At 51.0% G+C, this 13535-nt stretch carries 15 protein-coding genes; 3 read left to right on the top strand and 12 right to left on the bottom strand.

The annotated features are described in order from the left end of the window. Together FPG75_RS19745 and FPG75_RS19740 are read right to left on the bottom strand one after the other, a co-directional pair. Window positions 1-555, bottom strand: coding sequence for a TlpA family protein disulfide reductase (locus FPG75_RS19745; protein WP_143309103.1), 555 nt, complete (start codon window positions 553-555; stop codon window positions 1-3). Window positions 556-639: 84 nt separating this feature from the next. Next, window positions 640-1962 (bottom strand): DUF3472 domain-containing protein, encoded by a 1323-nt coding sequence (locus FPG75_RS19740; RefSeq protein ID WP_201747991.1) that lies wholly within the window; start codon window positions 1960-1962, stop codon window positions 640-642. A 242-nt stretch (window positions 1963-2204) separates the two neighbouring features. Between FPG75_RS19740 and FPG75_RS19735 the strand changes: the two genes are divergently transcribed. Next, window positions 2205-3074 (top strand): M12 family metallopeptidase, encoded by an 870-nt coding sequence (locus FPG75_RS19735; protein WP_143309101.1) that lies wholly within the window; start codon window positions 2205-2207, stop codon window positions 3072-3074. A 58-nt stretch (window positions 3075-3132) separates the two neighbouring features. Here FPG75_RS19735 and FPG75_RS19730 read toward each other — a convergent pair whose 3' ends face one another. The 10 genes from FPG75_RS19730 to FPG75_RS19685 all read right to left on the bottom strand — a co-directional run bounded on the left by FPG75_RS19730 (window position 3133) and on the right by FPG75_RS19685 (window position 10957). After that, complete coding sequence (locus FPG75_RS19730) at window positions 3133-3546, bottom strand: arsenate reductase ArsC (RefSeq protein ID WP_143309099.1); 414 nt, start codon at window positions 3544-3546, stop codon at window positions 3133-3135. 18 nt (window positions 3547-3564) lie between these two features. Beyond that, window positions 3565-4401 carry an arsenite methyltransferase gene (locus tag FPG75_RS19725; protein ID WP_143309097.1) on the bottom strand — a complete coding sequence of 279 codons (837 nt, stop codon included), beginning with the start codon at window positions 4399-4401 and terminating at the stop codon, window positions 3565-3567. Window positions 4402-4455: 54 nt separating this feature from the next. Further along, a complete protein-coding gene (locus FPG75_RS19720; RefSeq protein ID WP_143309095.1) occupies window positions 4456-4785 on the bottom strand; it encodes an ArsR/SmtB family transcription factor in 330 nt (109 codons plus the stop codon). 106 nt (window positions 4786-4891) lie between these two features. Then, the gene (locus FPG75_RS19715; RefSeq protein ID WP_143309093.1) at window positions 4892-6223 is read right to left on the bottom strand and encodes a glycoside hydrolase family 27 protein; all 1332 of its coding nucleotides are present in this window, start codon (window positions 6221-6223) and stop codon (window positions 4892-4894) included. Window positions 6224-6314: 91 nt separating this feature from the next. Further along, window positions 6315-7313, bottom strand: a complete 999-nt coding sequence (locus FPG75_RS19710) for a serine hydrolase domain-containing protein (RefSeq protein WP_143309091.1) — start codon at window positions 7311-7313, stop codon at window positions 6315-6317. 118 nt (window positions 7314-7431) lie between these two features. Continuing rightward, on the bottom strand, window positions 7432-7935 hold the full coding sequence (locus FPG75_RS19705; RefSeq protein WP_161596858.1) for a GNAT family N-acetyltransferase: 504 nt from the start codon (window positions 7933-7935) through the stop codon (window positions 7432-7434). 44 nt (window positions 7936-7979) lie between these two features. Further along, on the bottom strand, window positions 7980-8798 hold the full coding sequence (locus FPG75_RS19700) for an SMP-30/gluconolactonase/LRE family protein (protein ID WP_143309087.1): 819 nt from the start codon (window positions 8796-8798) through the stop codon (window positions 7980-7982). A 108-nt stretch (window positions 8799-8906) separates the two neighbouring features. Then, window positions 8907-9287, bottom strand: coding sequence for a YybH family protein (locus tag FPG75_RS19695; protein WP_143309085.1), 381 nt, complete (start codon window positions 9285-9287; stop codon window positions 8907-8909). An 11-nt stretch (window positions 9288-9298) separates the two neighbouring features. After that, window positions 9299-10072, bottom strand: coding sequence for an isocitrate lyase/PEP mutase family protein (locus FPG75_RS19690; RefSeq protein WP_143309083.1), 774 nt, complete (start codon window positions 10070-10072; stop codon window positions 9299-9301). 69 nt (window positions 10073-10141) lie between these two features. Further along, on the bottom strand, window positions 10142-10957 hold the full coding sequence (locus FPG75_RS19685; protein ID WP_161596857.1) for a helix-turn-helix transcriptional regulator: 816 nt from the start codon (window positions 10955-10957) through the stop codon (window positions 10142-10144). Window positions 10958-11015: 58 nt separating this feature from the next. Between FPG75_RS19685 and FPG75_RS19680 the strand changes: the two genes are divergently transcribed. After that, the gene (locus FPG75_RS19680; protein ID WP_143309079.1) at window positions 11016-11663 is read left to right on the top strand and encodes a GNAT family N-acetyltransferase; all 648 of its coding nucleotides are present in this window, start codon (window positions 11016-11018) and stop codon (window positions 11661-11663) included. A gap of 4 nt (window positions 11664-11667) precedes the next feature. Beyond that, a complete protein-coding gene (locus FPG75_RS19675; protein ID WP_143309077.1) occupies window positions 11668-12588 on the top strand; it encodes an alpha/beta fold hydrolase in 921 nt (306 codons plus the stop codon). Window positions 12589-13535 lie beyond the last annotated feature (947 nt).

The raw sequence follows: 13535 nt of genomic DNA, 5'->3' as shown, positions 1-13535 counted from the left end.
CTAGTTGGCAGCCGTAGCTTTCCTGGCGGCCATCGTTTGTTGCAGCAGCTGTAACATGGCTTCAAACTCCTGTGGTACATAGCCGGTGGTTTGCCAGATGATCTTGCCGTTTTCGTCGAGTATGACGTTGCGCGGAATGAAGCTGGTAGCAAACTTGCCGAATACGTTCCGGCCTACATCCGGCAGCAGCGGGAAACCGGGATTGACCTTCTTTTTGAAGGCCTCTACTTCTTTCCAGTTATGTTCTCTGCCGAAAGCGAGGAATACGAAATGGGGATCATCTTTATAAACATTCCATACCTTTTGGGTAAGGTGTGGAAACTCTTCCCGGCAAGGGCCGCACCAGGTGGCAAAGAAATCGATGAAAACGATCTTGCCCCTGTAATCTGCGAAGGTATTGGTTTTGCCGGGGCTGGTCTCGAAAGTGACATCAGGGGCGGTATCGCCGGTATGCAGCAGGGTAGCAGTATCTGTGAGGGTTTGTGCATGCAGCGTGTTGTAGGTCAACAAACATATGCTGAAGGCCAGCACAGACAGAAGGCGGAAACGGGTCATGTTTTTTTTATAAAGATAAAAAATAAGCGGCTGACGAATACATTCGTCAGCCGCTTATTTTTTAGCGTATACCCCTGAATAAGATCAGGGCAGTGTATTCAGGTTCACATTCGGCGCAACCCCGGTGGCGCTGCGGGTAAACGTGGTATTGTAGTTTACGTAGGCGGCGAAGAAGCCGCCGTTTTTGAGGAAGAACCTGCCGGTGCTGGCATCAACGCCGCCGGCATAATCGCGCCGTTGGTCGTTGGTAGCAGTAGCATCAGCGGTGAAGCGGGCGCTGGTCAGCTCTGTCCATACGCCGGTGGTGCTGCGTATCCAGGCATTGCTGTATTGGCCGCTTCTGCCAAGGTAACCATTGGTATCGATGAAGTTCTCCAGGAAAGAATAAAGGCCGCCGAGATAGGTGGTGGTATTGGGCTGTTTCCAGGTGGCGATGAAGCGCCAGGCGCTGGTTTCAGGCGTATATATCCAGGAAGAGAAATCGGTGCCGCCGGCGCCGTCAGGCAATACGTGCGTGAGGAATTTGTAGGTGGCGCCGGCCTGCCAGTTGAATACGAGGTAGCTTTGTCCGCCCGTACCTTCGCCGCCGAAGCTGTTATCCACTACATTCGGCCCTTTGCGTACCAGCGAGGTTTTACCGGTGGAAGGGTCCCAGATGGAGAAGAGCACGCGGCGTTCGGTGGCGCTGTTTACCTGGATACCGAAGTAGCCGCCATTAAAGCCATTGCTCATAAAATAAGAGCCGATCTTGTCTTCGCCGGCCGGTACAGTCACTTCATTGTAGAACCATTCTGCAGTAGTACCGGATGGAATGGTGTAGCCAAGATGTACGGAAGGGCCACGCCTGGACCAGTAGTAGTTCGCCGAATCATTGGCGTATACTACATTGCTTGCAGTAGCGCTGCCACTGATGATGATGTGCGACACATCGCCAAAATAGCCGCCGGTTTTACTCACGCCTTGCAGGTCTACTTTCACATATCCTGCGCTGCCGATGTTCACAGAGCCAATGCTGTAATCGGTATAACTGCTGCCAGTGACGGTTTTGTTAAATGAAGCGCCGTTCACCGTTACCTTGATCACGCTGGTGCCGGAAGGTACTTTCACTCTTACGCTGATGTTGAGGGTACCGGTAAGGCCTACACGAAAATAGGCGCTGGTGATGCTGTTGGCATTGGTCCAGTTGCCAAGACCCTTGGCCGTGATGGTTTCTGCGCCGCCAGCGGCAAGCGTAGTAACAAAGCCATTGCCTGCCAGCGGCACCAGGTAGCTGGAGGCCGGCGGTAAGGATTCAGTTTTAATAGGGTTGCTGTCATTGGCTGTGGGCACGGCTTCCCGGCTTTTGCTGCACGACAGTACGCAGATGGCTATGGTAAAGATAAAAATAGCGCGGATGTTCACTTTCATGGATGACAGATTTTAGATAATGGTTAAGATAGATGTTCACTGTATACTGTAAAATAGGAAATTAATTTCTTAACGGCAGAGATTTGGAATTTTATTTTTGTTGTTGTATCTATGTAATGAATTTTCTGTCTGAGAACAACTTGCACTAATTTCTTATTTTCCATTATGGTATGATGACCCGCTATGTCATGATATGACATCTGTTGTCCTGTGCGTGAATTTTTAACCCAAATTGAATAAACATGAGCAAAACATCTGTTCTCAAAACCTTCACTGTACTTGCGATTGCAGTAACAACAACCTACGCCTGCCAGAAAGAGCAGCAACATGCCGGTACACGCGCGTCCAGATCAGCGGCGGAGCGCCCGGAAGAAGCCTTTCCCGGACAAACCGGACAGGCGATGAAAGGTTACCTGGGCGGCCGGCCGGTCACCTACTCACTCATCAATGGAGAAGCTGTTTTTCAGGGCGACATCCTTTTGCCCGCAACGGCGATCAGGAACACCCCTGTTGCAACGGAGGGCACCGGCTTTGAAACCGCCAGCCGCCATTGGCCAAACGATACACTGGTGTATTCACTCGATGCCAGCCTTAACCAGCAACAGAAAACGGATGTAGCCCGCGCGATGAACATGTGGTCCGACAGCACCAATGTACGCTTCCGCGAAAAAAGAAGCGGCGAAACTGCGTATGTGCTTATCCGTAATTCATCCGGTAACTCTGCCACACTGGGCTACACCGGCAGATTGCAATATGTGAACATTGCCCGCTCCCAGGAAGTAGGCCGCTATGCACATGAGCTCGGACACGCACTGGGCCTGTTTCACGAGCATACGCGCAAAGACAGGGACCAATATGTGACGATCAACTTCGATAATATCCAGTCAGGGTACGAACATAACTATGATATCTACAGCGGCTACGATACCACACAGGGTTTTGAAGTAGATACGCTGGACTTTGGCTCTGTGATGATGTATGGATCGTACTATTTTGCGGTAGACGGCAGCATCCCTACGATGACAAAATCCGATGGCAGCACCTTCAGCGTACAGCGTGCAGCGCCGTCTGCCAGCGACTACCGCGCCATGAGGCACATGTATCCGAATTGATTATTATGGTTGATAAACAAGCAAAATAACGGCGATGATCCCATCGCCGTTCCTCTTATTACAAGTGTGTTTCAACAAAGGCCTTACAATAGTCTTTTATCAGTTGCCTTACCTTCCTGAATTCAGCCATGATAGCTGCTTCGCTGCCGATGGCCTTTGCCGGGTCGGGAAAGTTTTCATGGAATGTTCGCGCAGCAGCAGGGAAGACCGGGCACCGTTCTTTTGCATGATCGCATACCGTGATCACGAAGTCAAACGGGATATGCGTGTATTCGTTCACGTTATTAGAGGTATGTGAAGAGATATCGATGCCATCTTCCTGCATGATGGCCACCGCCCTCGGGTTTACGCCATGTGTTTCCACGCCGGCGCTGTACACGGCCGCCTTGTTGCCGGCAAAATATTTCAAATAACCTTCTGCTATCTGGCTGCGGCAACTGTTGCCAGTGCAGAGGACGAGGATTTTTTTCATGTAGAAAATTTTAGTTTGTCAGCAACAGCCGGGCGCGCAACACGCTGCTGCGGGTTTCTCTGCATATACGGTAATGCTGTAGATGCCGGTGCCGCTGTTACGGAAATCCTGTATCGCTGCAGCATCCATGTATTGCAGCAGGATATCATCGGGAATGTTGATGGTCTTTTCTTTTTGAATGGCGAGGTTGGTAAAACCGCTCTCTTCGATCAATCCGAGATAATGTTGTTGTTGAATCGCGCCGGATACGCAGCCGGCATACATTTCAGCGGCTTGTTGTATCGGCGCGGGCAGGGCGCCCTGTAATACAATATCGGAGATGCTGAAATGTCCGCCAGGTTTGAGTACGCGGAACATCTCGCTGAAAACGGCGGCTTTGTCGGGAACCAGGTTGAGCACACAATTGCTCACGATCACATCGGCGACGTTGGCGCTTACCGGCATTTTTTCAATATCGCCCTGGCGGAACTCTACGTTGTTGAAGCCCAGTTTCTCCGCATTGGCCCTTGCTTTTTCAATCATGGCAGGGGTGAAGTCGATGCCGATCACTTTGCCGCTTGCACCGGTTTGCTGGCGGGCTATAAAGCAGTCGTTGCCCGCGCCGGAGCCCAGGTCGATTACAATATCGCCGCTTTTGATATGGGCAAATTGTGTAGGCAGGCCGCAGCCGAGGCCCAGATCGGCATCGGGCTGGTAACCTTCCAGTGCGGAATAATCCTCACTCATGATGTTATACACTTCGGTAGAACAACAGCTGGCGCCACAGCAGGAGGCAGCGTTGGACTCCCGGTCCTGCTGCGCGATCTCGCTGTACTGTAATTTTACCAGTTCTTTTATCGCTTCGTTTGTGGTCATGATAGTATATTAATTGTGTTATTGCAATATTGCGATGAATGATGTCAAAAAAAATCAGCAGCAGTTATTTTTCGGATCCACGTCTTTAAAGAAGCTGTTGAACAGTTCTTTATATTGTTTCCACACTTTCGGGTTGATGCAGTAGCATACGTTCGTGCCTTCTATCGCGCCTTGTATAATACCTGCCGTTTTTAATTCCTTCAGGTGCTGGGAGGTGGTGGCCTGCGCCAGGCCCAGCTCATCTACGAGGTCGCCGCACACGCAGGCGTTCTTTTTAACGAGATACTGCAAAATGGCCACCCGCGCAGGATGCGCCAGGGCCTTGGCCATCGCCGCTATTTCATTTTGCTGCCGGGTGAAAAGGTCTGATTTGGTAGCGCCCATGATTGTATTGATTGTGATATCGCAATATTACGATGGATGATTGAGAAAACAAAAACAAAATTTAAAGCCCTTGAAACGTTTCAAGGGCTCTAAATTTTGTTGGGCCTTACTTTAGCTTGTAAAGGCCTGCGCCATGTGGTGCGATTATTGGTTGAAAAGATGCAGAAAAAGTTCCCAGCTCTTTGCCGGTCCACAGGTCTTTGATCCGGTGCGCGGCCTCGCTGGCGAAGGAAGATAGTGTAACGGGTATAGTGCGTTGGCTATTGCTGCGGTTAAATACTGCGAGATATTTTTCGCCGGTGAGCGGGTTGTCGGCCACCCAAACCGCACTGCTGGCGTCTTTGAACAGTTGACGGTTGTTAGTGCTGTTGTTAAGCACATCCAGCACCTGCCGGTTGGTGAGTAAGGAAAGTGTGAAAGGATCGTTGTCGGGAAGATGACCACCAAAGAACAAGGGCGAACGGAAGATCGCGAAGAGGGTCATCAGCGTGTATTGCTCATCTTTGGAGAGGGCCGTCATGCGCGGGTTTCCGACTTCCCCTCTAACAGACAGTTTGCCAAGGGGCAGCATATCGCCGTCGGGCCAGGCGCCGGATATTCTCCATTTATTCCATCTCTCGAAAATATCAAAATGTTCATCCACCTGTGCCCACCGGTCCCAGAAATCATCGATCACGCGCCACATATTGGCATGTGCGCTGACGTGCGGCGCCGCCTCCAGCGGCGTTTCGCCGGGAGAAGTGCTTAACACGATGGCGCGGCCGCAACGGTCGATCGCCTTGCGGATCATGTCAATTTCTGCGGTATGATAGGGCCTCGACAGATCATCTATCTTCACAAAATCAACGCCCCAGGCGGCATACAGCTCAAACAGGGAATTGTAATAGGCCTGACTGCCGCTTTTCGCTGCATCGATGGTACACATATCGTGCAGCCATGCGCAGCTGTCCTTTGGAGAATAAATATCGGCGGCAGTTACCTTGGTACCTTTTACCGGAGTGCGTTGCTGCACGGCGATCATGGGTACGCCTCTCATGATATGGATGCCGAACTTCAGCCCTTTGCCGTGTATATAATCTGCCAGCGGCTTGAAACCCTTGCCACCACTGGCAGAGGGGAAGCGGTTGGGCGCCGGTATGAAGCGTCCGTATTTATCCAGGTTATATATCGGATTGGCCTGGTTATAACCATGGGCTTTGTCGTTGGATACATACCAGCGTATATCCACAACGATATACTGCCAGCCCGCTGCTTTCAGGTAGCGCGCCATGTAATCAGCATTATCTTTTACTTCCTGCTCTACTACCGTAGGGCCGAAACAATCCCAGCTGTTCCATCCCATGGGCGGTGTGGGCGCCCAGTCGTGAAAAGCAGTCTGCTGGCCATGTACAGCTACATTGAATAATAAGGTGGCGAGACAAAGGGCGATCCTTTTCATGAAGATGATTTGGCTGCGTAAGATAATAAAATAATTGTCTTATTGACAATTTATTTTTGGAAGAAGATGAAAACGCCGCTTTCTGTAGATATTACTTTTTCAGCGTTTGTAGCCAGTCGAATATCAAAGGAAACAGCTGTCCCATAAACGTATTGGATTGTTGGATGGCGTTACGGTCGTTCACGTCCTGGTTCACGGTGATCACCGCATGCAGGTGGGGCAGTAGTATCAGGTATTGCCCACCCCAGCCCATGCCGAAGATCATTTTTTCTCCCCGGTATATTTTGTGGTAAAAGCACAAAGCGTAATCAGTGTTGACGAGGCCCCAGGGAGCAGGATATTTTTTTTCGGGAGATAACAGGGCTTGTACCCATTTTGCGGAAACGAGCTGCCGCCCCTGGTAGCGGCCTTCATCCAGCAGCAGTTGCCCTATCTTGTTGACGGCCGCAGTGCTCATATGTACGCTCAGCAGGCCGCTGCCATCGTTATAGCCGTCGGCCATGCGGGGCCATTCGGTTTGGTGGATGCCCAGCGGCTCAAAGAGATACTGGCGTGCAAAATCTTCCGTTGCCTGCCCTGTTGCTTTGGTGAGTATCACCGATAGCAGGTGCGAGGCGGCATTGTTATAATGCAGCTCGCTGCCGGGATCGGCGAGCAATGGCTGCCGGAGCACATAGTCGGAAGGGTCGGAGAGACGCAGGTAGCGGTCCAGCCGCATGAGGTCTTCATGCCACAGCCCTGAAGCCTGGTTCATCACATCCGCGATGGTGATGGCGGTTTTTCGTTTATCCTTATCCGTTATAAGCGCAGGAAAGTACGCAGCAATTTTTGTATCTGTCGACGGGATCAGTCCTCTGTCGATCGCAATGCCGATCAAAACAGCTTCGATGCTTTTCGTAAGCGATTGGTTATTGCATAATTCCGTATAGTCCTTGCCGTTATAACCCTTTGCATATACGATGCTGTCGTGCATACTGATGACCAGTGAATAGATACCCTTGTTATTGCGCAGCGCCGTATCAAACGGCGCTTGTGCCCGGGTGTAGCCGGTAGCGCAGAGCAGGAGGATCAGCAGGATATGTTTACTCATATCGCGATCGTTATGCCGGTGATGCGGGCAGCCATGCCTGTGGCATATATTACGGCTGTTTTGTTTTCAAGTACCATATTTACAATTTACGGTATTTGCAGGGGGATTCCAGCAGTAATTATTGCGGTGTTAATACCAGGCGGAACAACAATAATTCTTCTCCGTTCAGCATCATTTTTTCCTGTAGCGACAGTCCCAGTTTTTCCAGTAATTGTATAGAGCGGCTGTTCCCGGGCAGGGTGGTAGCCAGCACCTCTTTATGCGAGGCATCTGCCCGGATCAATTCCAGGAATGCGGCAGCCGCTTCATAGGCAAGGCCTTGGCCTGCATAGGCAGGCAGGAAGGCAAAGCCGATATCATGATATGGCAGGTAGGTCCGTTTGATGAACGTGACGATGCCCGCCGGTTCCTGATCCTGTGCCAGCCTGGCCACCACATAGGTCACGTCCGGGTTCGATAATATTTTTTCTATGTAGGCGGCAGCATCATCCAGCGTGTGGATATGCCGGTCGCCGATGAAAGTCTTCCATCCTTCAGTATTGAGCAGCTCGTAGATGAAAGGCGCATCGCCGCTTGTCAGTGGCTGCAGGGCAAGCCGGGCGGTGTTGAATACGTGGCGCATAAACGTTCCTTTGAGCCCGGAAGTTACGCGCAATCTTTGAAAGATCACCATTCCGCCATTACAATATTGCCGGTGCGTGGCCCGCTGAACAGCTGCTGTGGCCCTTTCCATTCCATCGTAGCCATAAACAGCTGATGGCCATTGCTGGCGCAGGAGAAACAACCCTGGTCCAGCGTGATGCTTTCTACTACCTCGCCGCCTTCCCGCACGCGGGTGCAGCTTTTGTTGGGCACATCTGCATACCAGATGGTATGTTCGCCGCCATCGCAGATGCCATCGGGCACGCCGTTGCCAAGATCGGCCCATATACGGCGATTGTGTAAACTGCCGTCCGCTGCGATATCAAATGCGCTGAGCCGCTTGCCATAAGATTCCGCTACAATGAGGGTTTGATGGTCGGATGTGATGATCATCCCATTGGGGAAATAAAGGTCGCCCGCCACTTTCCGGGCGCTGCCATCCGGCGCCACCACCGCGATGTGGCCAGGTTGGAAAGGCGCGCCGTTCATCATATCAAAATCAACACAGTTGAGGTAGGCATAACCTCTGTTGTCGGTCACGATCTCGTTCCAGCCGAATGGGGAGAGGTGTTGCACATCGGCATGTGATACAAACGACCCATCGGCTTCCTGGCGCAACAGTGGCTGATCGCTGGAGGAAGTGATGAGCAGGCGGCCATCGGGGAGCCAGTCGAAACAGAAGGGAAAGGACTGGAAAGGCAGGCGTACCATGGTTTCGCTGCGGCCTTGCGGATCCACTGCAATGATCTCTTGTGTGCCCCAGTCGGAGAACCAGCAGCGATCTTCATGCCAGCGGACTGATTCGCCAAATACGCGCTCAGGGAGCAGGATGTTTGTTTTCATGATGATGTTTTCTTTTATATCAAACGGGAACAAAAGAATAGGACAACATCAGGAAAAAAAATAACCCGGTTGGATAACCGGGTTTTTCTATTTCAACCAAAATGCTGATTAAGCAATAAGATCCTTTTCTGCACCGAAGGCATGATCGATCACGATCTTCCAGGTGCCGTCTGCCTGCTGGCGCATCACTTCAATGCCTTTGGCGTTTACTTTCACTTCGTTGCCATCGGTGATGTTCCATTCTGACCTGCCTACGGCGATATTGCCGCTTTGCAGGCAGTATACGGTTTTGATCTCCATTTTGCCTTTGATGGAGAGGATGGACCGGATGGCCGCTTCAAATTGCGCCTGGCCTGAAACGGCCTTCCCTGGCTCGGGTACGATGATGCCACTGAGATCGTACATGTTCATCACGGTGTTTACATCGCCGGTGTTGAAAGCGGCGGCTAGTGCGGCATGCGCGTCTTGTGCTTTGGTAGGTAATTGCATATGATGTTGTTTTAGAGGATGGAAGAAAAATTGTTGTCACGGAGGATCTGTTGATATAATTCACCTGTATGTGCGGCTGCCTTGCTGAAGAGGAAAGGCCCGGCGCTGGCGCGTTTCACGCCCAGTTGCTGTAAGGTCTGGAAATCGGGCAGGCCGGGAATGCACATCACATTCAGGGGTAGCGTGGTGGCCTTTACAGCGGCGGCGATATCTTCCGGCGCTGTAATACAAGGCAGGAAAATACCATCGGCGCCTGTGTGTTCGTAGAGCGCCAGTCGTTGCTGCGTGGCAGCTTGTTTATGATCTACATTTAAAATATAAGTATCGCAGCGGATATTGATGAAAATGGCCAGCTGCGCGGCTGTGAGCTGTTCTTTGATGTAAGAGATATTGGCCGCAAACGTTTCGGCAGCTTGCAAGCTGCGGGCGCCATCACTGAGCTGTGAGTCTTCGATGTTGATACCCGCCACACCCAATTGTGCCAGCGTAGCGATGTGGTCGTAAATTTCCTCTTTCGTATGGCCGTACCCCATCTCTATATCTACCGATACAGGAATATCTACTGCGGATAATATCCTCTTGACGATAAAAAGATATTCATCGAAGGACATCGCTTCTCCGTCGTCATAGCCCAGACTGTTGGCTACCGCCATGCTGGAAGTGGCTACGGCTTTAGCGCCGGCATCCTGGAAAACCTGTGCGCTCTTTGCATTCCAGGCGTTGGGTAATACGAGTAGCCCCGGCGCTGTATGCAGGTGTTTGAATTGTTCAAATTTGGAAAACATGATCTTGTAGTTTTAACACTACAAAAGTAGCCTGGGTGCGGCAGCGCAAATTGTATAAAACGGAACAATTTAATGACCTGCTATTGCCTGCGATACGGGAGAGGCGTTCAGTGAGTAATCAGAAGGGGTGATGCCTGCAAATGTTTTGAAATCGCGGATGAAATGCGATTGATCGAAATAACCGCAGTCGTAAGTGATGGAAGTAAGGGAAGACCTGTTGGCAGTGATCAGTTGCAAGCTATGCTGGAAGCGGTTAATCTTATTGTATAGCTTCGGGCTTACACCGGTATATTGCAGGAACAGTTTGCGGAGATAACGGGAGGAGAGGCGATAGCGTGCAGCAATGCTTTCAATATGATCCTGGCTATCGCTTTGCTGCATCTCGCGGATGATCTGGCCGATCATGGCCAGATGGTTCATCTTGCCTTCCTGTTGTGCCAATCGTTTGAGCAGGAATTTTTCGATGAGTTGTATACGCGCATCAAGACTCACAGCTTCCAGTAATTGCGCATGCAGTGTGCGCACTGGTTCACCGAGCAGGTCGCGCAGATCGGCTACCTGGTTATTGAACTGTGAGATCTCATCTTGCAGGAAATAGGCCGCAGAATGCGCATGGAAGCGGATACCGAGCATCCGGTGCTTGCCGAGCGATTTTACGGGAAGGGGCTGGGTAAGTTTGCCCCATAGTTCTACCGGCGGGGTAGTATAGTAGGTATCATTTACAGACGACTGCCATTTGCCTTCTCCCAGGTTGAAGATGATCTCCATATGGCCCCCGGGAAATACGGTATCATCCAGTTCTACGTTGGCGTAGGACTCGAAGGTGTAGTAGCACTTGACGTAAGGCTTCAACTGATCTCCGGGAATGATCTCGCAGTATTTCATACTATAAATGTAGTGAAATATTTGATTGCTTATCTTTAGGGTCACATAACCTGTTGCCATGAGCGCCGTAGATGCTTGTATATTAGAGACCTGGGTGAAGGGATGGTCGATGGCTCGTGAGGTGCCGCCGCCAGAGCCGTTTGGCGATGGTTTCCGTACAGAGGTGGGCTGGCCCGGGATCAAGACCCGTTATGTTTTTCCGGCCTGTACGCCGATGGTGCGTGAACTGGCGGCAACAATTGATGCGCCGCATATCTTTCTGAAAGTATGCGCACCCGTGGAAGAGGTAGCGGCGATATTACCTGCCGCCTGGAAGCTGGAGGCGCCGGCCTTCATGATGAGCTGCCCCCACGGCATGCATCCTGCCAAACATCACTTGTTACCGCAATATCATGTAGATGTCAACAAACACGCCGCTGTGCCACTGGTGCGGATATTGACCGCACGCGGTGAAGAAGCGGCAGTAGGCCGCGTTGCTTTGGTAGACGGTTACGCGATCTACGACCGCATAGAAACCCATCCTGATCACCGTCGCCGTGGACTGGGAAGCGTGATCATGAAAACGCTGGAAGCCGTTGCCAAAGGGAGAGGAGCCCGCAAAGGCTTGCTGGTGGCTACTGCGCAGGGAAGGGAGCTGTATCATTCCCTGGGATGGGAATACATCGCGCCTTATACTACCGCCGTGATACCCGAAACAGAAATATAAACATATGAAAACCTGGATATGGTTAACCATGCTACTATGCAGTACCCGCTTTGCTGCCGCCCAGCAGCTTGATTCTATCAAATATGCCTATGGTCATCTTTACTATCATAGCTGGGGCCGGGGAACACCGGTGATCGTTTTGTCTGGCGGGCCAGGCAATTCCTGTCTGCAACAACAAGATGTAGCGATCGCGCTGGGTAAACATTACCGGGCCATCCTGCTGGAACAGCGTGGTACCGGGCTTTCCATCCCTTCCCGTTTTGATTCTACTACCATCAACCTGCAATCGGCAGTGGATGATATCCGTTTGTTGATGCAGCACCTGGGGCTGCGCAATGCCATCATCTTTGGCCACTCCTGGGGCGGTATGCTGGCGATGAGCTTTGCCGCCGAACATCCGGATAAGGTAAAGGCGCTGGTATTGTCCAATCCTGGTTTCTACAAATTCTCCGATGAGTGGATGACAACACTCTCCAACAACCTGCGCGCGCGCGTTGGGCGCGCCGAACTGGCCCTGTTGGATTCTCTGGAGAAAAAGATCAGTGAAGGCAAAAGCAGCGAAGAAGAAAATGCGCAATACAGCAGGACCATGCGACTGGCTTATGTCTACGACAAAGCCAACATCGACAGCCTGCTGAAAAAGATCTATATCGCCAAATCCAATGCTACCATGCAAGGCCTGATATGGCAGGATCTGCAAAGGATACATTTCGATTTGAGCAAAAGTCTCTTTCATTACAAAGGCCCGGTGTATGTTATCGGCGGCCGTCAGGACCTGCTGGCGTTCTGCACCTACGAGCTGAAAATGATACGCCCAGATGCAAAGCTGTATTGGATACAGGCTTCCGGGCACTTCCCGATGTTTGAACAAGCGCAGGCATTTGAAAAACAGTTAGAAGAGATTATGGGAGAGATCGTGAAATAGTTAGCGATGCTTATTTTTTCACCTGCGGTTATAACGCAGGCGCCTCTGTTAATTTGTGCTACCAATATATCGCCCCTACGGGGCGTAACATTGTTGGCTGAATACATTGCTACCAATATATCGCCCCTACGGGGCGTAACATTGTTGGCTGAATACATTGCTACCAATATATCGCCCCTACGGGGCGTAACATTGTTGGCTGAACGCGTTGCTACCAATATATCGCCCCTACCGGGCGTAACATTGTTGGCTGAACGCGTTGCTACCAATATATTGCCCCTCCGGGGCGTAACATTGTTGGCTGAATGCGTTGCTACCAATATATCGCCCCTACGGGGCGTAACATTGTTGACTGGATGCGTTGCTACCAATATGTCGCCCCTACGGGGCGTAACATTGTTGGCTGAATACATTGCTACCAATATATCGCCCCTACGGGGCGTAACATTGTGGCTGGATGCGTTGCTACCAATATATCGCCCCTACGGGGCGTAACATTGTTGGCTGAATACATTGCTACCAATATATCGCCCCTACGGGGCGTAACATTGTTGGCTGAATGTGTTGCTACCAATATGTTGCCCCTACGGGGCGATAGCTCGATAGCATATATGTGGTCTACGCTGCAATCCGCCCCATAGGGGCGAAATATTGGTAGACGAAATGCTATTTACCAACCTGTCGCCCCGTAGGGGCGATACTACGTAATCATTCAAACAACCCCGTTGTTTATAAACCCAAACATAAATGGTATGAAAAAACAACCCACCAAAAAACTGAAACTTGCCGCTATCAAAGTTGCCCGTCTCTCACAGGATGCTTCAAAAGAAATTCCTGTTTCTCTTCGCAATTGTACTTTTCTTTGTTCAGAGAGGTTCACTTGTCCAACGAATTTATGTTGATGTAATTTCATTGTAATGACCGGAAATGAAGCAGGGGCGCCACTT

Origin of the sequence: Chitinophaga vietnamensis, from assembly GCF_902167635.1 — a bacterium.
GTDB classification, from domain to species: domain Bacteria; phylum Bacteroidota; class Bacteroidia; order Chitinophagales; family Chitinophagaceae; genus Chitinophaga; species Chitinophaga vietnamensis.
The sequence above is the reverse complement of the archived record's forward strand: the minus strand, read 5'-3'. Positions and strand labels throughout refer to the sequence as shown.